The 16276-nt window shown below is 67.5% G+C and carries 18 protein-coding genes; 10 read left to right on the forward strand and 8 right to left on the reverse strand.

The annotated features are described in order from the left end of the window. Positions 1–143: 143 nt before the first annotated feature. Genes HZY97_RS19280 through HZY97_RS19295 form a run of 4 tightly spaced genes read left to right on the forward strand, consistent with a single transcriptional unit; the run spans position 144 to position 3071 of the window. A complete protein-coding gene (locus HZY97_RS19280; RefSeq protein ID WP_180147718.1) occupies positions 144–1352 on the forward strand; it encodes a PLP-dependent aspartate aminotransferase family protein in 1209 nt (402 codons plus the stop codon). After that, a complete protein-coding gene (apaG, locus tag HZY97_RS19285) occupies positions 1352–1750 on the forward strand; it encodes a Co2+/Mg2+ efflux protein ApaG (protein ID WP_180147719.1) in 399 nt (132 codons plus the stop codon). Before HZY97_RS19280 ends, apaG begins: the two co-directional genes overlap by 1 nt. After that, positions 1747–2538 carry a LysR family transcriptional regulator gene (locus HZY97_RS19290; RefSeq protein WP_180147720.1) on the forward strand — a complete coding sequence of 264 codons (792 nt, stop codon included), beginning with the start codon at positions 1747–1749 and terminating at the stop codon, positions 2536–2538. Before apaG ends, HZY97_RS19290 begins: the two co-directional genes overlap by 4 nt. Continuing rightward, positions 2535–3071 carry a GNAT family N-acetyltransferase gene (locus HZY97_RS19295; RefSeq protein ID WP_180147721.1) on the forward strand — a complete coding sequence of 179 codons (537 nt, stop codon included), beginning with the start codon at positions 2535–2537 and terminating at the stop codon, positions 3069–3071. Before HZY97_RS19290 ends, HZY97_RS19295 begins: the two co-directional genes overlap by 4 nt. 3 nt (positions 3072–3074) lie before the next feature. Here HZY97_RS19295 and HZY97_RS19300 read toward each other — a convergent pair whose 3' ends face one another. Then, complete coding sequence (locus HZY97_RS19300) at positions 3075–4229, reverse strand: hypothetical protein (protein ID WP_180147722.1); 1155 nt, start codon at positions 4227–4229, stop codon at positions 3075–3077. Between the two features lie 118 nt (positions 4230–4347). Between HZY97_RS19300 and HZY97_RS19305 the strand changes: the two genes are divergently transcribed. Beyond that, positions 4348–5181, forward strand: coding sequence for a TIGR00266 family protein (locus HZY97_RS19305; protein ID WP_180147723.1), 834 nt, complete (start codon positions 4348–4350; stop codon positions 5179–5181). Next, positions 5178–5444 (forward strand): hypothetical protein, encoded by a 267-nt coding sequence (locus HZY97_RS19310; RefSeq protein ID WP_180147724.1) that lies wholly within the window; start codon positions 5178–5180, stop codon positions 5442–5444. Before HZY97_RS19305 ends, HZY97_RS19310 begins: the two co-directional genes overlap by 4 nt. Here HZY97_RS19310 and HZY97_RS19315 read toward each other — a convergent pair. The 4 genes from HZY97_RS19315 to HZY97_RS19330 form a co-directional block, all read right to left on the reverse strand. Further along, a complete protein-coding gene (locus HZY97_RS19315) occupies positions 5441–6772 on the reverse strand; it encodes a serine hydrolase (protein ID WP_180147725.1) in 1332 nt (443 codons plus the stop codon). The genes HZY97_RS19310 and HZY97_RS19315 overlap by 4 nt on opposite strands. Positions 6773–6845: 73 nt before the next feature. Beyond that, positions 6846–8828, reverse strand: coding sequence for a DNA topoisomerase IV subunit B (gene parE / locus HZY97_RS19320; protein WP_180147726.1), 1983 nt, complete (start codon positions 8826–8828; stop codon positions 6846–6848). 199 nt (positions 8829–9027) lie between these two features. Further along, entirely contained in the window at positions 9028–10554 is a 1527-nt protein-coding gene (locus tag HZY97_RS19325; protein ID WP_180147727.1) for a methyl-accepting chemotaxis protein, read from the reverse strand. Further along, positions 10551–10865, reverse strand: coding sequence for a hypothetical protein (locus HZY97_RS19330; RefSeq protein WP_257215180.1), 315 nt, complete (start codon positions 10863–10865; stop codon positions 10551–10553). The genes HZY97_RS19325 and HZY97_RS19330 overlap by 4 nt, the downstream gene beginning before the upstream one ends. A 131-nt stretch (positions 10866–10996) precedes the next feature. Between HZY97_RS19330 and HZY97_RS19335 the strand changes: the two genes are divergently transcribed. Beyond that, positions 10997–11371, forward strand: coding sequence for a hypothetical protein (locus tag HZY97_RS19335; protein WP_180147728.1), 375 nt, complete (start codon positions 10997–10999; stop codon positions 11369–11371). Positions 11372–11375: 4 nt separating this feature from the next. Here the strand turns inward: HZY97_RS19335 and HZY97_RS19340 are convergent, their stop codons facing one another. The 3 genes from HZY97_RS19340 to HZY97_RS19350 all read right to left on the reverse strand — a co-directional run bounded on the left by HZY97_RS19340 (position 11376) and on the right by HZY97_RS19350 (position 12843). Continuing rightward, positions 11376–11765, reverse strand: a complete 390-nt coding sequence (locus HZY97_RS19340) for a hypothetical protein (RefSeq protein ID WP_180147729.1) — start codon at positions 11763–11765, stop codon at positions 11376–11378. An 8-nt stretch (positions 11766–11773) separates the two neighbouring features. Continuing rightward, complete coding sequence (locus HZY97_RS19345) at positions 11774–12088, reverse strand: hypothetical protein (protein ID WP_180147730.1); 315 nt, start codon at positions 12086–12088, stop codon at positions 11774–11776. Positions 12089–12177: 89 nt separating this feature from the next. After that, positions 12178–12843: a GcrA family cell cycle regulator gene (locus tag HZY97_RS19350; protein ID WP_180147731.1), complete on the reverse strand. Its 666-nt coding sequence runs from the start codon at positions 12841–12843 to the stop codon at positions 12178–12180. 69 nt (positions 12844–12912) lie between these two features. Between HZY97_RS19350 and HZY97_RS19355 the strand changes: the two genes are divergently transcribed. The 3 genes from HZY97_RS19355 to argF all read left to right on the forward strand — a co-directional run bounded on the left by HZY97_RS19355 (position 12913) and on the right by argF (position 16214). Then, positions 12913–13752, forward strand: coding sequence for an ABC transporter permease (locus HZY97_RS19355; RefSeq protein ID WP_180147732.1), 840 nt, complete (start codon positions 12913–12915; stop codon positions 13750–13752). Positions 13753–13917: 165 nt separating this feature from the next. Continuing rightward, a complete protein-coding gene (locus tag HZY97_RS19360) occupies positions 13918–15114 on the forward strand; it encodes an aspartate aminotransferase family protein (RefSeq protein ID WP_180147733.1) in 1197 nt (398 codons plus the stop codon). 179 nt (positions 15115–15293) lie between these two features. Further along, positions 15294–16214, forward strand: coding sequence for an ornithine carbamoyltransferase (gene argF / locus HZY97_RS19365; protein ID WP_180147734.1), 921 nt, complete (start codon positions 15294–15296; stop codon positions 16212–16214). The last annotated feature ends 62 nt before the right edge of the window (positions 16215–16276 follow it).

The raw sequence follows: 16276 nt of genomic DNA on the forward strand, positions 1-16276 counted from the left end.
GATAGCCGACCGTTCCGCGTCCGTCATGCTGAACTTGGTTTCCGAAAGTTGCGCGTGGCCAAGCCGAGATTGGCCCTTTGAAACAAGTTAGGGCGACGAGCGGAGTTGACGCCCCGGCCCCCCAGCCGCAAAGCAAAACCATTATGAAGCGTCATACCGGCCAGGACCGCAGCATCACCCGCAACTGGAAGCCCGCCACCCAGGCCGTGCGCGGGGGCACCGCGCGTTCGGAATGGGGCGAGACGAGCGAGGCGATGTTCCTCACCTCGGGCTACGCGTACGACTGCGCTGGCGACGCCGCCGCGCGCTTCGCGGGCGAGCAGCAGGGCATGACCTATTCGCGCCTGCAGAACCCGACGGTGCAGATGCTCGAGGAGCGGATCGCGCTGCTCGAAGGCGCCGAGGCCTGCCGCACCATGGCGACCGGCATGGCGGCGATGACCGCGGCGATCCTCTGCCAGGTCAGCGCGGGCGATCACATCGTCCAGGGCCGCGCCGCCTTCGGCTCGTGCCGCTGGCTGACCGACAGCCTGTTGCCGCGCTTCGGCGTGGAGACGACGATCGTCGATGCGCGCGATCCGCAGCAGTTCCAGGACGCGATCCGCCCGAACACCAAGGTCTTCTTCTTCGAGACCCCGGCCAACCCGACGATGGACGTGGTCGATCTCGAAGCGGTGTGCGGCATCGCGCGCAAGCACGGCATCACCAGCGTGGTCGACAATGCCTTCGCCACCCCCGCGCTCCAGCGCCCGCTCGATTTCGGCGCGGACGTGGTGGCCTATTCGGCGACCAAGATGATGGACGGGCAGGGCCGCGTGCTCGCCGGCGCCGTCACCGGCTCGTCGGCCTTCATCAACGACGTGCTGTTGCCCTTCACGCGCAACACCGGCCCGACGCTGTCGCCGTTCAACGCCTGGGTGGTGCTGAAGGGTATGGAGACGCTCGACCTGCGCATCCGCCGCCAGAGCGAGAATGCGCTCAAGGTCGGCAGCTTCCTCGAGAAGCGCGTGCCCAAGATCAACTTCCCGGCGCTGCCCAGCCACCCGCAGCACAATCTGTTCATGCGCCAGATGGACGCGGCCGGCCCGATCTTCTCGTTCGAAGTCGATGGCGGCCGCAAGCAGGCGCATGCGCTGCTCGACGCGCTCGAGCTCGTCGACATCTCGAACAATATCGGCGATTCGCGCTCGCTGATGACGCATCCCAGCTCGACTACCCATTATGGCGTGGCCGAGGAGAAGCGCTTGGAGATGGGCGTGACCGAGGGCATGCTGCGCGTGAATGTGGGGCTGGAGGATCCGGAAGACGTGATCGCCGATCTCGATCAGGCGCTGAGGGCCGCCGGTTTGTGATGGACCAGCTGTTCACCGATGCGACGGAAACGCGCGGGATCACCGTGCGCGTGTCGGTGAGCTATCTGCCCGAACAGAGCGAGCCGAGCCGTGGCCGCTGGTTCTGGGCCTATCACATCCGCATCGAGAACAGCTCCGCCGTGACGGTGCAGCTGCTCACGCGGCATTGGATCATCACCGACGGGCGCGGCGCGCGCCACACGGTGGAAGGAGAAGGCGTGGTCGGTGAACAGCCGATGATCGGGCCGGGGGCAAGCTTCGACTATGTCTCGGGCTGCCCGCTCGCCACGCCGACGGGGAATATGCAGGGCAATTATCACATGATCGGTGAGGATGGTTCGGCGTTCGACGTCGCCATCCCCAAATTCGCGCTCACGGCGCCGGCGGTGGCGGAATGAAGCGGACGCATCTCCCGCTCAACGGCCTGCGCGTGCTCGATGCCGCCGCGCGCCATCTGAGCTTCACCCGCGCCGCGGACGAGCTGGCGGTCACGCCGGCGGCGGTCGGCCAGCAGATCCGCGCGCTCGAGGACACGCTGGGCGTCGTCCTGTTCCGCCGCACCACCAAGGGGCTGGAGCTCACGCCCGAGGCCGAGGCAGGGCTCGCGGCGCTGCGCGCAGGCTTCCTCCAGTTCGAGGAAAGCGTGCGCGCGATGCAGGCTGGGCAGTCGTCCAAGTCGCTGACCATCGCCGCACCGCGCGACCTGACCGCGAAATGGCTGATGCCGCGCCTCGCCGAGATTGCGCGGGCGGACAGCGAGATCCGCTTCATGCTCGTCCCCGCCGACGAGGCGATCGACTTCACCGAAGCCAATCTCGACCTCGCCATCCGCTGGGGCGAAGGCCCGGGAGAGCATGAGGGCGAGGCGCTGGAAAGCGACGGGATGATCACGGTCGAGCGCGCCGGCGGCAGCATCGACGTGCGCATCTCCTGGCCGGGCTGCATGGCCGAGGATGCCGGGTCGCTGGTTCGCGTCGCCGATGCCGGGCTCGCGCTCGAAGCGGCGGCCGAGGGGCTGGGCCGGGCGACTGTGCCCGAACTGCTCGCGCGCGGCGACATCGCCTCGGGCCGGGTCGTCGTGGTCGGCGAGCCCAAAAGCTCGAAGCTCGGTTACTGGCTGGTCGCACCGCTGCCCCAGTGGCGGCAGAAGAAGGTGAAGTCGCTGGTCGACGCGCTGGCGCAGTGAACGCGCCGCGCGAGACGGTGACGCTCGAGACCGGGCGGCTCCGCCTGCGCCCGCGCACCCCCGATGATGCCGAGGCGCTGTTTGCAAGCCTCTCCGATCCTGAGCTGATGCATTTCTGGTCGGGCCCGCCGCATGCCAGCGTCGCGGAAACCCGCGCGGAGTTTGCACGCGCGCGGCCGGAGTGGCGCGCCTGGGCGATCACGCTGAAGGGCGACGACACCGCGATCGGCGTGGTCGCGGCGGGGGAGAAGCGCCAGGGCGGGGTCAGCGAGATCGGTTATATGCTCGGGCGCAGCCATTGGGGCAGCGGCATCGCCGCCGAGGCAGTGACCGCCGTGATCGACCAGATCTTCGCCGAGGGGCAGCGCCGCGTCTTCGCCGATACCGATCCCGAGAACAGGGCGTCGCGCCGGCTGCTCGAGCGGCTCGGCTTCAGGCTCGAAGGGATACTGCGCGCTGAATGGGAAACGCATATCGGGGTGCGCGACACTGCGCTCTACGGCCTGCTGCCCGCCGACCGGGTGCCGCGCTGAAACCTATTTGGCGGCAGTCTTCGCGTCGTCGTCCGGCGTGATGTCGAGCGTCACGATGCGACCGGTCTTCGAGCGGCCGCGCATGTGCGTGCCGGTTTCGCCACTCGTGACGTCGAACACCAGGCTGAACCGCTCGATGCGGACCATCCCGTCGCTGTTGGAGCCGAGGTCGATCGGCACATAGCGCCGGCGGGCGATCGATTCCTCGACCTGCTTGGCCCAGTCGCCCGAAAGCGGCCCGGAGCTGCGCAGCCGCTCGACGTCCTGCACGCGGCCAGCCGCATCGATCCGATAGCGCAGGTCGAACCATTCGGCTTCGTTGTGCGTGGTCAGGCCGGTGCGCGGATCCTTGGGGATCAGCGGCGGCGCATAGATCGCGATCGGCGTGTCGATGCCCTTGCCGGCCAGCGCGGCGACCGCCTTTTCGAGCGACTCCTCGTCGCCCCGCGCGGCCGCGAGCCGGGCGCGCAGCACCGCCGCTGCAAGGCGATAGGTGGCGAGCTGGGGCTCGGTGGTCTTCTCCATCTTGGCGATCTTGGCGCGGGCGATCGCGTTATAGCCGTCGTCGCGGATCGCCAGCGTCGCATAGGTGCCCGCCTGGCGCAGCATCGCCCGGCCCTCGACCTGATATTGCCCCGCGTCATGCGCCTTGCGCTCGACCGCGCGATAGACGTCCATCGCGCCGTTCAGCCGGCCGACATTGAGGAAATAGTCGCCGGTCATCAGCTGCTGGTTGAGCACGCGGTCGTTGGTGGAGCCGAGCCCGTCGCGCAGCGTCTCGAACGAAAAGATCTGGAGCAGACGGCCATTGTCGGGAAGCCCGATAATGTCGTTCAGCCGCCCATAGGCGCGCTGGAGGTCGGAGACATCGACCGGATATTCCTTGGCGAAGCGGGCGTTGCGGTGGTGCGATTCCGCCACCGTCCGCCGCGCGGCGAGATAGTCGCCGGCGAGATACTGGTTCTCGGCATGCGCCAGCGTCGCGTCGATATCTTCCTTGGGCGGGCAATGCCGGGCGAGGCAGTCGGCGAGGTTCTTCTCGGTCTCCGCGATCGGCTTGCCGGTAACGAGGATCGTCGGCGCGGGCGCCTCCTGCTTGCTCTGCGCCCAGGCAGGCGGGGCCGCTGCGATTGCCGCGAACAGGATCAGACCACGCATACCGATTTCTCCCTTGGCGCCGCACCATATGCGTTTGTTTTGCCCCCGGATGTCCAGAGTGATTGGCGCCGGATCGGTGGATCGCTAGGGTCGCGCTTCGCATGAGGAGGGAGTGACCATGCCGCAAAGTCCGTGGAGCCATAGCCGCAGCGCCGGCATCGCCGACGACATCGATTTCGAGATCAAGGGGCAGGAGCTCCAGTTCGTCGAGATCGAGCTCGATCCGGGCGAAAGCGCGGTGGCCGAGGCGGGCGCCCTGGTGTGGAAGGATGCGAGTGTCGGCATGACCACCGTGTTCGGCGATGGCAGCGGCCAGCAGGGCGGCGGCTTCATGGGCGCGCTGCTCGGCGCCGGCAAAAGGCTGGTGACGGGTGAGAGCCTGTTCACCACCGTCTTCACGCACAATGGCTCGGGCAAGGCGCGCGTGGCGTTCGCGGCACCGGTGCCCGGCGCGATCGTGCCGCTCAAGCTCGATCAGCTGGGCGGCACGCTGATCTGCCAGAAGGACGCGTTCCTCTGCGCCGCCAAGGGCGTGTCGATGGGCATCGCCTTCCAGCGCCGGGTGATGACCGGGCTGTTCGGTGGCGAGGGCTTCATCATGCAGAAGCTCGACGGTGATGGCTGGGTGTTCGTCCAGTTCGGCGGGATGGTCGTCGAGCGCGAGCTGGCGCCGGGCGAGGAGCTCCATGTCGACACCGGCTGTGTCGCGGCGTTCACGCCGTCGGTGGATTTCGACCTGATCAGCGCAGGCGGCGTGCGCAGCATGATCTTCGGCGGCGAGGGGCTGTTCTTCGCGCGGCTGCGCGGCCCGGGCAAGGTATGGATCCAGTCGCTGCCCTTCTCGCGCCTGGCCGGGCGGATGATGGCGGCGGCCTCTTCCTATGGCGGGCAGAATCGCGGCGAAGGCTCGGTGCTCGGCTCGCTCGGCGACATCATCGGAGGCAATCGTTGACCCCGCGGCCGATCCCCAACCTCAACGACCCCGAGGAACGGCGCGCCTATCGCCGTGAGCTGATGGCGGTGGCCAAGCCGCTTCGCCGCACCGGCGTGGCGCTGGCGGTGCTTGGCTCGGCGCTGATCCTGATCAACGCCTATTGGACGCCGATCCCGAACGTCGTCACGCTGGCCGCGATCGTCACCGGCTTCGCGCTGATGCTGGTGGGGATCGGGGTCCGCACCAAATATCACAAGCGGCGGATGCGCGGGGAGATCTAGGGCGCGGGCACCAGCTCCGCCGCCTTGGCGATCAGCGCGGCGAAATGGCCTTGCTCGATTTCCTTGGCGGGATCGTTCCAGCTGGCGGTGACGACATACCAGTCGCCATTCTTCGCCTCCAGCAGATAGGTGAGGTTGATCACCCCCGGCTCCGATCCACCCTTGAAGCCGACCCATTGCCAGCGCGCCTTGGCCTCGGGCGGCAGGCCGGGGTTCTTCGACAGCACCGCGCGGGCATCGGCGCCGGCGGGCCCCTCGGTGTTGCGCCGCAGCCAGTCCATCACCCGGACCAGATCGCTGGGGCTCTCGAACCACTCAAAGGTGTCGATCAGCTTGGGGATCTTCTGGGTGAAGCTTGTCGCGTCGATCAGGATCGTCGGGATGCCGGTCATCTCGCCGTTCAGCAGCGCGCGCCGTCCAGCCTCATCGAGCGCGAGATAGCGATCGGCTAGGCCTGCCACGCCCTTGAGCTTGAACATGTCGAGCGTGGCGAGGAAGGGGCGGTTGCGCGCCGGATCGGCGATGCCGAGCACCGGCATCATCGCCTCGACCTTCTCGCGGCCCAGCGTGTGGAGCAGGATGTCGGTCGCGCTGTTGTCGCTGATCGAGATCATCTGGGTGGCGAGTTCGCGCAAGGAGACCTGCGTGCCCTTGGGCTTCATCGTATAGCCGCCGCCGGGCAGCGGCGTGCCGTCGAGCGTGACGAGATCGTCCCATTTGCGCGTGCCGGCATTGGTCTCGCGGACCAGCTCGGACAGGATCACCAGCTTGAACGCCGATCCGATCGCATAAGGCTTGTCGGCATTATAGCCCTGGATGAGCTGCGGCTTGCCCGCGCCCAGCCGGGCGATCGCGAAGCCGGCGGAGCCGCGCAGCGTCTTGAGCTCGGCCATCGCCTCGGTAGCGGTGGCGGGGGTCTTGCCGGTATCGCGCAGCGCGCTGCCGGTGATCAGCAGGCCAGTCACCTGGTGCGGCGGCGCCGGATCCACGGCGATCTTCAGCGTCGCCACCGCCTCGTTGAGCCCAATCTGCACCGTCGCCTGCCAAGGCGTGACCTGGTCGATCTTCTCCACCCCTCCTACGCCGGCGGCTTTGAACTGCGCGATGATCGGATCGAACTTCTCGCGCGGCACCGCGGCCTTGAAGGCGGGGGTGAAATACTCGTCATAGCTGACCTTGCCGCTGAGCAGGCCGGGCAGCTGGTTCACCCGCTCGGTAAAGGCGGGATCGGCCTTGACGGGGGCGGCCGGGGCGACCGGCGGCGCTGCGGTCTGCGCCAAAGCAGGCGCGGCGATCAGGAAGGCGGCGAGATACGGGAGCAGGCGCATCGGTGCCTCATCGGCTATGGAGGTGCTGCTTCTACGCGCGATAAATTATGATATCAACATTTATCGCGCGCAATCAGGCGTCGATCACTTCCTCGTCGATCCGTGCCGCATTCTCCTGGATGAAGGCGAAGCGGTGCGCCGGATTGCTGCCCATCAGCCGGTCGACCAGGTCCTTCACCCCGGCGCGCTCCTCATATTCCTGGGGGAGCGTGATGCGCAGCAGGCCCCGGGTCTTCGGGTCCATCGTGGTTTCCTTGAGTTGGTTCGGGTTCATCTCGCCCAGGCCCTTGAAGCGGCTGACTTCGACCTTCTTGCCCTTGAACGCCGTCGCCTCGATCTCGAGCCGGTGCGCGTCGTCGCGGGCATAGAGTGACTTCGAGCCAACGGTGAGGCGATAGAGCGGCGGCTGGGCGAGGTAGAGATGCCCCTGGCGGACCAGATCTGGCATTTCCTGGAAGAAGAAGGTCATCAGCAGCGTGGCGATATGCGCGCCGTCCACGTCTGCGTCGGTCATGATGATGATCTTCTCGTAGCGCAGGTTCGAGGGATCGCAGTCCTTGCGCGTGCCGCAGCCCATCGCGAGGATCAGGTCGGCGATTTCCTGGTTGGCCAGGATCTTGGCCGAGGTGGCGCTGGCGACGTTGAGGATCTTGCCGCGGATCGGCAGGATCGCCTGCGTCTTGCGGTCGCGCGCCTGTTTGGCGCTGCCGCCTGCCGAATCGCCCTCGACGATGAACAGCTCGGTGCCGGTGGGATCGTCGGCCGAGCAATCGGTGAGCTTGCCGGGGAGGCGCAGCTTGCGCGCGCTGGTCGCGGTCTTGCGCTTGACCTCGCGCTCCTGCTTGCGGCGCAACCGGTCGTCCATCCGCTCGAGCACATAGCCGAGCAGCGCCTTGCCGCGGTCCATATTGTCGGTGAGGAAATGGTCGAAATGGTCGCGCACCGCCTTCTCGACGAGCGCGGTCGCCTCGGGCGAGGTCAGCCGGTCCTTGGTCTGCGACTGAAATTGCGGTTCGCGGATGAAGACCGACAGCATGAGTTCGGAGCCGACCATGATGTCGTCGGCGGTGATCTCCTTGGCCTTCTTGTTGCCGATCAGTTCGCCGAAAGCGCGGATGCCCTTGGTCAGCGCACCGCGCAGGCCGGCTTCGTGCGTGCCGCCATCAGGGGTCGGGATGGTGTTGCAATACCAGCTGTACGAGCCGTCGCTCCACAGCGGCCACGACACCGCCCATTCGACCCGGCCGTTATTCTCGCCGGGGAAATCCTGGTTGCCCGCGAAGAAGTCGGACGTGGCGCATTCGCGCGTGCCGATCTGCTCCTTGAGGTGATCGGCAAGGCCGCCGGGGAATTGGAATACCGCTTCGGCCGGCGTGTCGTCGCTGATCAGCTCGGCGTCGCACTTCCAGCGGATCTCGACGCCGGCGAACAGATAGGCCTTGGAGCGGACCAGCTTGTAGAGCCGGTTCGGCTTGAACAGCATCTCGCCGAAGATCTCGCTGTCGGGGATGAAGCTGACCGAGCTGCCGCGGCGATTGGGGGTGCCGCCGAGATGCTCGAGCGGGCCGAGCGTCTTTCCCTGGCTGAAGCGCTGGCGATAGAGCTGCTTCTCGCGCGCGACTTCGACGGTGGTTTCGACCGACAGCGCGTTGACCACGGAGATGCCGACGCCGTGCAGGCCGCCCGAGGTCGCATAGGCCTTGCCCGAGAATTTGCCGCCCGAGTGGAGCATCGAGAGGATCACCTCGAGCGCCGACTTGTCGGGGAATTTTGGGTGCGGATCGACCGGAAAGCCGCGGCCATTGTCGACGATGGTCAGCCGGTTGCCGGCCTCGAGCGTGACTTCGATGCGGTTGGCGTGGCCGGCCACGGCCTCGTCCATCGCATTGTCGAGCACTTCGGCGGCGAGGTGGTGCAGCGCGCGCTCGTCGGTGCCGCCGATATACATGCCCGGCCGGCGCCGGACCGGCTCCAGTCCTTCGAGAACTTCGATCGAGGAAGCGTCATAGGTGCCGGAGGGCACGCCCGGCGCGGCAAACAAGTCTTCAGCAGCCATGGAGAACGTATAGGGGGTGTGCGGTGACGGGCGCAAGCGGTGTGGGCTGCCCGCAAAACCCAATTTCGTCACCCCGGCCATGTGCCGGGGTCCACCGGGAGGCGAGCCAGGGGCAAGAGGCTCGGAATTCAGAAGGCGCGGCACCGTGGACCCCGGAACAAGTCCGGGGTGACGACGGGTGTTTGGGAAGGTCGGGGGCCTAAGCCGCCTTCAGCTGCGCGATGAACTTGTCGGTCGCCGCTTCCAGCGCCAGCGCGGCCTGCGAAAGCCCGGTGGCGGAGCAGGAGACGCGGTCGGACAGGGCCTCGGTATCGCTCGCCACGCCGGCGACCGCGCCGATCCGCTCGGCCATGCGGTTGGCGCCCTCGGCAGTGTCGTGTGCCGTCGCCTCGATCATGCCCGCGGCCTGGTGCTGGCCATCGACTTCGGTGCGGATCGCCTCGGCCGCCGCGGCGACTTCGGCAACGGTGCGCGCGATCTCGCCTAGTGCGTCAGAGGCTTCCGCCGCGCCGCTATGGACGGTGCCGGCAAGGCTGCGAATCTCTTCGGTGGCGCCGCCGGTCTGATTGGCGAGCGCCTTCACTTCATGCGCGACCACCGCGAAGCCGCGGCCGACTTCGCCGGCACGCGCCGCCTCGATCGTCGCGTTGAGCGCGAGCAAATTGGTGCGCGCGGCGATTTCCTGGATCGATTCGGCGAATCCGCTGATCGTGCTGGCCTTGCCGGCCAGCGCACGCACCGCGCTTTCGCCCGAGCGCGAGACGCCGCGCGCCGCGCCGCTCAATGTCGCCTGCTGGTCGACGCTGGTCGCGATCGCCATGATCGAGGCGGAGAGCTGGCGCACGCCGTGGGCGAGCCCCTCGGCCGTTTCCGAGGCCTGGGTGGCGATATGGACGGTGGCGGCAAGCTCGCCATTGGCCTTGTGGGCCAGCGTGTTGAGCGAATGGGCGGAATGATCGAGCTCGCTGGCGGCACGCGTCACGTCGCGCACGGTCTCGGCGACCGATTCCTGGAAGGCAGTGGCGAGCGCGAGCATCTCGCCACGGCGCTGTTCGGCGGCCCCGCGCTCGCTCGCCTCGCGGCGTTCGCGCTCGGCGCGCTCGCGAGCTTCGGCGGCGCGCACGGCGCTGAGCGCCGATTCGGCATCCCCGGCGCGCGCGCTGGCATCCTGGGCGAAGCGGTCGCTCTGGGCGCGGGCATCGGCCTGCGCTTCGATCAGTCGGACGAGCTGGGTGGTGAGATAGGCGAGCACTGCGAATTCGAGCACCACCGCCACGGCGTGGAAGACGACGCGGCCGAAATCGCCGCCGCCCTCGAACACCCAAGCGGGGAGCAGGAGCTGGAAAAGGATATGGTGCGCGGCGATCAGGCCGCCGGCGAGCGCGATCGGGCGCCAGTCGTACAGCAGCGTCAGCGCCGAGAGCGCGACGAAGAAGTACATGTGCGTGTCCATCTGCCAGGGATGGCCATTCAGCGCATAGATAGCGAGCGCGGGCTGGATCGCGGCGAGCGTGCCGACGATCAGCCGTGCGGACAGGTCGTAGCGGCGGCGCAGCGCGACGATCGTCGGCGCGACATTGGCGGCCGCGCCGAGCAGCAGCGTGATCCACTCCTGCTGGCTGCCGCGTAGCAACAGGCCGAGCAGAAAGACCACCGCGACGGTGGCCCAGGCGCCGATGACCAGGATCTCGACGCCGCGGCGGCGAAGGCGATCGATCTCGCTCATGCCGCGACTCCTCCGCACAGTGCCGGCGGGGCGGCAAGGATCAGCACGGCCTCGCCGGTAAGGGCGGAGGCGACCGCGAGGTGGCTGCCGGTGATGACGAAGCTGCCGGGGATCGGGCCGGTGCCGAGCAGCTGTGCGCCGCCATCGACGGCACGCGCGAGCATGTGCGTCGCGGCACCAGATGACACCGGCACGAGGAGCATCCGTCCCTGCGCAGGCGGCCAGAATGCCGCGCACAACAGGGCCAGCAGCACGAGCGCGAGCTGTGCGCTCAGGGCATGACGGGCAAGCATAGCTCCAAAACGGTCCATTCCGTTCGCCTAGGCCCGCGATGGTTAGCGTCGCGTAAACCTGGCCACGTAAATTCAGGGATCTGCATAAATTGCGAATATTCGCGCGGCCACGCCGGCGAACCAAAAGGCGGGAGGTGCGTTCGGGCGGGATGATCGCGCTGCTCCTCGACCTCGCCAATATCCTGGGCGGCTTCCTGCTCGCCATCGCCCTGCTCGAGCAATCGCCGCGGGTGGGGGACGATCTGGGCCGATTCGCCGGCAAGCTGGCACCGTTCGGCTGGATCGTCGGAATCGTCGCGCTGGTGGCGGGCGGCTATTGGCTGATCGTCCATTTGACCAGCGGCCCGCACGTCTTCCATTTCGAGATTGTCGGGATCGGCGTCGGCCTGGCGTTGCTCTGGGACCGCCTCACCAGCCGTCCCGCGCCGAGCAGCGGCACCAGCGGGCGCGGGCTGCTGCTCGCGATCTTCGGGATCATCGCGATCCTTACCGGCCTGCAGGGGCTGTTCACCCCCGATAGTTGAGGCGTCAGCGCGCGGCGAACCCCGCGACGATCATCGCGATCACTGCCGCCAGGAAGAAGACCAGCATCAGCAGCGCCGGCCATTGCAGATGCGCCGTGCCGCCGTCCGCCGCCTTTTGCTGCGACTCGCTCAGCGTCCAGCCATTGGCCTTGCGATCGATGCTCTCCAGCGATCCGGTGATCCCCATCAGATGGAACATCGCGAAGAAGATCGCCGTGCCGAACAGGACCCAGGCGACATAGAGGCTGGTCGGGATTACCGCCGCCTGGCCGGCAGGCCGCGTGATGAACTTGTCGAGAAAGGTCACGGTGAAGGCGACCGATCCGGTCGACAGCGCGATCACCTGCTTGGCAATGTCGATCGCCGCCTTGAAGCCTTCGATGCTCGTGCTCATCGCAGCGCTCAGCAGAACGGATGGCGCGGGCAGAACCAGGACAGCGCGGGAAAGAAGCTGCGCTCGCCGAGCAAATCGTCGGGATAGTCGGGCAGGTCGCGCGCGAGCATCGCGGCATGGTCGAGCAGCGCAATCAGCGCGTCGCGGGCCTTGTCGATCTCGGCATCGGAAGCGCCTTCCGCGGTGAGGATGTGGCCGGCCTGCGCGGTCATCTCGTGCAGCCTGGCATCGGCGCCGTCGCCGAAATGCCGGCCCATCGCGTGGACATGGCCCGCCGCGGCGTCGAACAGATAGTCGGCGATGCTTCCGGCCGCAGATGCCATTGCCCAGCCCCTTTGCGAGATAGGGGAGGCTACGCCTGCGGGTTCGTGAAGGCAATCGGGCTGCGGATCGCTCCGCAGCCCGAGGAAAGTCAGCGGACTCGCGGGCCGCCAAAGGGCAGCGGCGGCGGCGGGCGGCGGTCGCGGCGGGGCAGCTGGGCCTGATAGGCATGGCCGCAATGCGCGACGCAATACGGGAAGCCCGGATTCACCTTGTCGCCACAGAAGTGGAAGTCAGGCTCGCCGGGGTGGCCGAGCGGCCATTTGCAGATCTTGTCGTTGAGATCGAGCAGGCCGGTCTTGCCTGCGATCGCTTCGCTGGGACGAGCCGGGACGAGTCGGCGCGGCGGGGCCGGGGCGATCGGCGGTGTCTGCTCGCCGGGATTCTGGCGGACGAAGCCGCCGGGGCCGACCGAGCGGAGCACAGGGCCGCTGGGCTTGACCGGGGCAGGCGCATCGCTGTCGTCGCTCGACGACGGCGCGGCGGCCGGGGCGGCAGCGCGCGGGGCGGGCGATTCGGCCGGTGCGGCGGAGGCGACGGGCGCCGGGCGCGGCGCGGGGGCCGGCTTGGGCTCGGCCGCGACCTTGGGCTCATTGGGCTTCACCGGCGACGGGCGTGCCGGCAGGCCAAGGCGGTGCGCCTTGCCGATCACGGCATTGCGACTCACGCCGCCCAGCTCCTCGGCGATCTGGGTTGCGGTCAGCCCGCTGTCCCACATCTTCTTCAGCGTATCGATACGCTCTTCGGTCCAGCTCAACTCTCTTCCTTCACCTTGCGGCCAGCTTCATCTTGCCCACGCTGTGGTCAGCGGGTACGCGATCGCGTAATGAGCAGCCAGCCCGAAATAGGTCAACAGCTCCCCGAGCCCGGCGTTCCGGTTATCCGCAACGTCAACTGGGGAGGTTTGCGCACCCTCTATATCAAGGAGGTGCGCCGTTTCTTCAAGGTGCAGCTCCAGACGATCTGGGCGCCGGCGATGTCGCAGCTCCTGCTGATGGTGGTTTTCACCACCGCATTGGGGTCGCGCGGGGCGGTGCATGTCGGTGGGACGCAGGTGCCGTTCGCCGCCTTTATCGCTCCCGGCCTGATCGTGATGGGGATGCTCAACAATTCCTTCGCCAATTCCAGCTTCTCGCTGCTCGTCGGCAAGATCCAGGGAACGATCGTCGATTATCTGATGCCGCCGCTCTCCACTGCTGAGCTGCTCGCGGCGATGGTCGGCGGCGCCGTGACGCGCGCCTTCATGGTCGGCGCGGCGGTGTGGATGGTGATGCTGGTCTATCTGGGCAGCGAGGCGCTGCCGGTCCAGCCCTGGGCGGTTTTGTGGTTCGGCCTGCTCGGCTCGGTGCTGCTCGCCTTTCTCGGCGTGCTGACTTCGATCTGGGCGGAGAAGTTCGATCACAGCGCGGCGGTCAACAATTTCGTCATCGCGCCGCTCGCGCTGCTGTCGGGCACCTTCTATTCGGTCGAGCGGCTGGCGCCGACCTTCCAGGCGATCAGCCACGCCAACCCGTTCTTCTACATCATCTCGGGCTTCCGCTACGGCTTCCTCGGCGTCGCCGATTCGCCGATCCTGATCGGCAGCCTGGTGATCCTCGGGCTCGACGTGGTGCTGGGCTGCGTCTGCTACACGCTGCTGCGCCGTGGGTGGAAGATCAAGAACTGACGGCAATGCCGGGCGGCGATAACGCCCCGGCATGCCCCTCGCCGAAACGATTATTGACGCCTCCGGCCCCCCGCTCGTAAACACCCGCCTCGGGCGGTCCCGATAGGCCGCCCTTTTGCGTTTCTGGAGCCTCGTTTCGAGCTTTTTCCTGAGGAGTATGTTCCCATGCCTATCACCCCGCTCATGCCCGTTTACCCGCGGTGCGCAGTGCGGCCGGTGCGAGGCGAGGGCGTCTACCTCTATGGCGAGCGCGGCGAGCAATATCTTGATTTCGCCGCGGGCATCGCGGTCAACGCGCTCGGCCATGGCCATCCGCATCTGACCAAGGTGCTGCAGGACCAGGTCGCCACGCTGATGCACGTGTCGAACCTCTATGGCTCGCCCCAGGGCGAGGTGCTGGCGCAGCGGATCGTCGATGTCAGCTTCGCCGACACGGTGTTCTTCACCAATTCGGGCGTCGAGGCGGTCGAATGCGCGATCAAGACCGCGCGCCGCTATCACTTCGTCAACGGCAACCCGCAGCGCCACAAGCTGATCACCTTCAAGAACGCCTTCCACGGCCGTTCGCTGGGCGCGATCTCGGCGACCGACCAGGCCAAGATGCGCGACGGCTTCGAGCCGCTGCTGCCGGGATTTGCGTACGCGAAGTTCAACGACCTCGAGGGCGCGCTGGCGCTGATCGACGACGAGACCGCCGGCTTCATGGTCGAGACGGTGCAGGGCGAGGGCGGCATGACCGCGGGCACCCCGGAGTTCATCCAGGGCCTGCGCAAGGCCTGCGACGAGCATGGCCTGCTGCTCATCCTCGACGAGATCCAGTGCGGCTATGGCCGCACCGGCAAGATGTGGGCCTATGAGCATTACGGCATCACCCCCGACATCATGACCGCGGCCAAGGGCATTGGCGGCGGCTTCCCGCTCGGCGCGTGCCTCGCCACCGAAGAGGCGGCCAAGGGCATGGTGATCGGCACGCACGGCTCGACCTATGGCGGCAACCCGCTCGCCATGGCGGCCGGCTCGGCGATCCTCGACGTGATGCTGGAAGACGGCTTCCTGGGGAACGTCACCAAGATGGGCGAGCGCCTGCGCCAGGCCTTCGAGCAGATGATCCCCAACCACGATCACCTGTTCGAGGAGATCCGCGGCAAGGGGCTGATGCTCGGCATCAAGATGAAGGAGCCGGCGGTGTCGCGCGACTTCGTGGCGCATCTGCGCGATAATCACGGGCTGCTCACGGTCGCCGCCGGCGAGAACGTCTTCCGCGTGCTGCCGCCGCTGGTGATCAACGAGGATCACATCGCCGAATGCGTCGAGCGCCTCAGCGAAGGCGCGCGGACCTTCGGGATCCCGAGTGACGATTGACCAACAATTCCTCCCCGAGCTTGTCTGGGGGAGGGGGACCATGCGCAGCATGGTGGAGGGGCGCCGCGTAGCGGCGTGGTTGTGGAGCGGCCTCCGGCGCCTTCGGCGTGGCCACTCCACCCCCGGCCTTCGGCCGGCGGTCCCCCTCCCCCAGGCGAGCTGGGGGAGGAATTAAGAAGATGACCCGCCACTTTCTCGACCTGTCCGACGCCGGCGCCGCCGGCATCCAGGCGATGCTCGACGACGCGATCGCCCGCAAGGCGGCGCGCGCCGGCTGGCCCAAGGGCAAGGTCGATGCCGACGCCCCGCTCGCCGGCCGGGTTCTGGCGATGGTGTTCGAGAAGAACTCGACCCGTACCCGCGTCTCGTTCGACATGGCGATCCGCCAGCTCGGCGGCACCTCGATCGTGATGGACGCCGGCTCGATGCAGCTCGGCCGCGGCGAGAGTATCGCCGATACCGCGCGGATTCTCTCGGGCTATGTCGACGCGATCATGATCCGCACCGATGATCACCAGAAGGTGGTCGACATGGCGAAATATGCCAGCGTGCCCGTGATCAACGGCCTGACCGACGCTTCGCACCCCTGCCAGATCATGGCGGACATGGAGACGATCCTCGAGGCGGGCTTCGGCCTGCCGGGGCTCAAGGTCGCGTGGCTGGGCGACGGCAACAATGTCCTTGCCTCGATCATGGAGGCCGGTGGGCTGATGGGCTTCGACGTGGTCGCCGCCTGCCCGCAGGGCTATCAGCCGAGCGACGAGGATGTCGCCCGCGGCAAGGGCCGCGCACGCGTCGTCGGCACGCCGCAGGAAGCGGTGGAAGGCGCCGACATCATCGTCACCGATACCTGGATCTCGATGGGCCAGGCGCATGCCGAGACCAAGCTCGCCGCGATGATGCCCTTCCAGGTGACCGAGGCGCTGATGGCCGAGGCCAAGCCCGGCGCCAAGTTCCTCCATTGCCTGCCCGCGCACCGCGGCGAGGAAGTGGTCGACGCGGTGATCGACGGCCCCCAGTCGCTGATCTGGCAGGAGGCGGAAAACCGTCTTCACGCGCAGAAGGCAGTATTGCGCTGGTGCTTCGGCCAGACTGGCTGAGTTGTTTCGGAAGTCCGGCTTCCTACATTCGAGCCAACTTCCGACAACCTATGCCTGCAGGC

It is taken from the genome of Sphingomonas sp. R-74633, assembly GCF_013416555.1.
Classification (GTDB): Bacteria; Pseudomonadota; Alphaproteobacteria; order Sphingomonadales; family Sphingomonadaceae; genus Sphingomonas.

Bases quoted from the DNA above. Each gene is read 5' to 3' on its own strand.
- HZY97_RS19280 (WP_180147718.1), top strand. From the start codon at position 144: ATGAAGCGTCATACCGGCCAGGACCGCAGCATCACCCGCAACTGGAAG.
- HZY97_RS19330 (WP_257215180.1), bottom strand. From the start codon at position 10,865: ATGGACCGTTTTGGAGCTATGCTTGCCCGTCATGCCCTGAGCGCACAG.
- HZY97_RS19305 (WP_180147723.1), top strand. From the start codon at position 4,348: ATGCCGCAAAGTCCGTGGAGCCATAGCCGCAGCGCCGGCATCGCCGAC.
- HZY97_RS19325 (WP_180147727.1), bottom strand. From the start codon at position 10,554: ATGAGCGAGATCGATCGCCTTCGCCGCCGCGGCGTCGAGATCCTGGTC.
- HZY97_RS19290 (WP_180147720.1), top strand. From the start codon at position 1,747: ATGAAGCGGACGCATCTCCCGCTCAACGGCCTGCGCGTGCTCGATGCC.
- HZY97_RS19355 (WP_180147732.1), top strand. From the start codon at position 12,913: ATGAGCAGCCAGCCCGAAATAGGTCAACAGCTCCCCGAGCCCGGCGTT.
- HZY97_RS19315 (WP_180147725.1), bottom strand. From the start codon at position 6,772: ATGCGCCTGCTCCCGTATCTCGCCGCCTTCCTGATCGCCGCGCCTGCT.
- HZY97_RS19340 (WP_180147729.1), bottom strand. From the start codon at position 11,765: ATGAGCACGAGCATCGAAGGCTTCAAGGCGGCGATCGACATTGCCAAG.
- apaG (WP_180147719.1), top strand. From the start codon at position 1,352: ATGGACCAGCTGTTCACCGATGCGACGGAAACGCGCGGGATCACCGTG.
- HZY97_RS19345 (WP_180147730.1), bottom strand. From the start codon at position 12,088: ATGGCATCTGCGGCCGGAAGCATCGCCGACTATCTGTTCGACGCCGCG.
- HZY97_RS19300 (WP_180147722.1), bottom strand. From the start codon at position 4,229: ATGCGTGGTCTGATCCTGTTCGCGGCAATCGCAGCGGCCCCGCCTGCC.
- HZY97_RS19360 (WP_180147733.1), top strand. From the start codon at position 13,918: ATGCCTATCACCCCGCTCATGCCCGTTTACCCGCGGTGCGCAGTGCGG.
- parE (WP_180147726.1), bottom strand. From the start codon at position 8,828: ATGGCTGCTGAAGACTTGTTTGCCGCGCCGGGCGTGCCCTCCGGCACC.
- HZY97_RS19335 (WP_180147728.1), top strand. From the start codon at position 10,997: ATGATCGCGCTGCTCCTCGACCTCGCCAATATCCTGGGCGGCTTCCTG.
- argF (WP_180147734.1), top strand. From the start codon at position 15,294: ATGACCCGCCACTTTCTCGACCTGTCCGACGCCGGCGCCGCCGGCATC.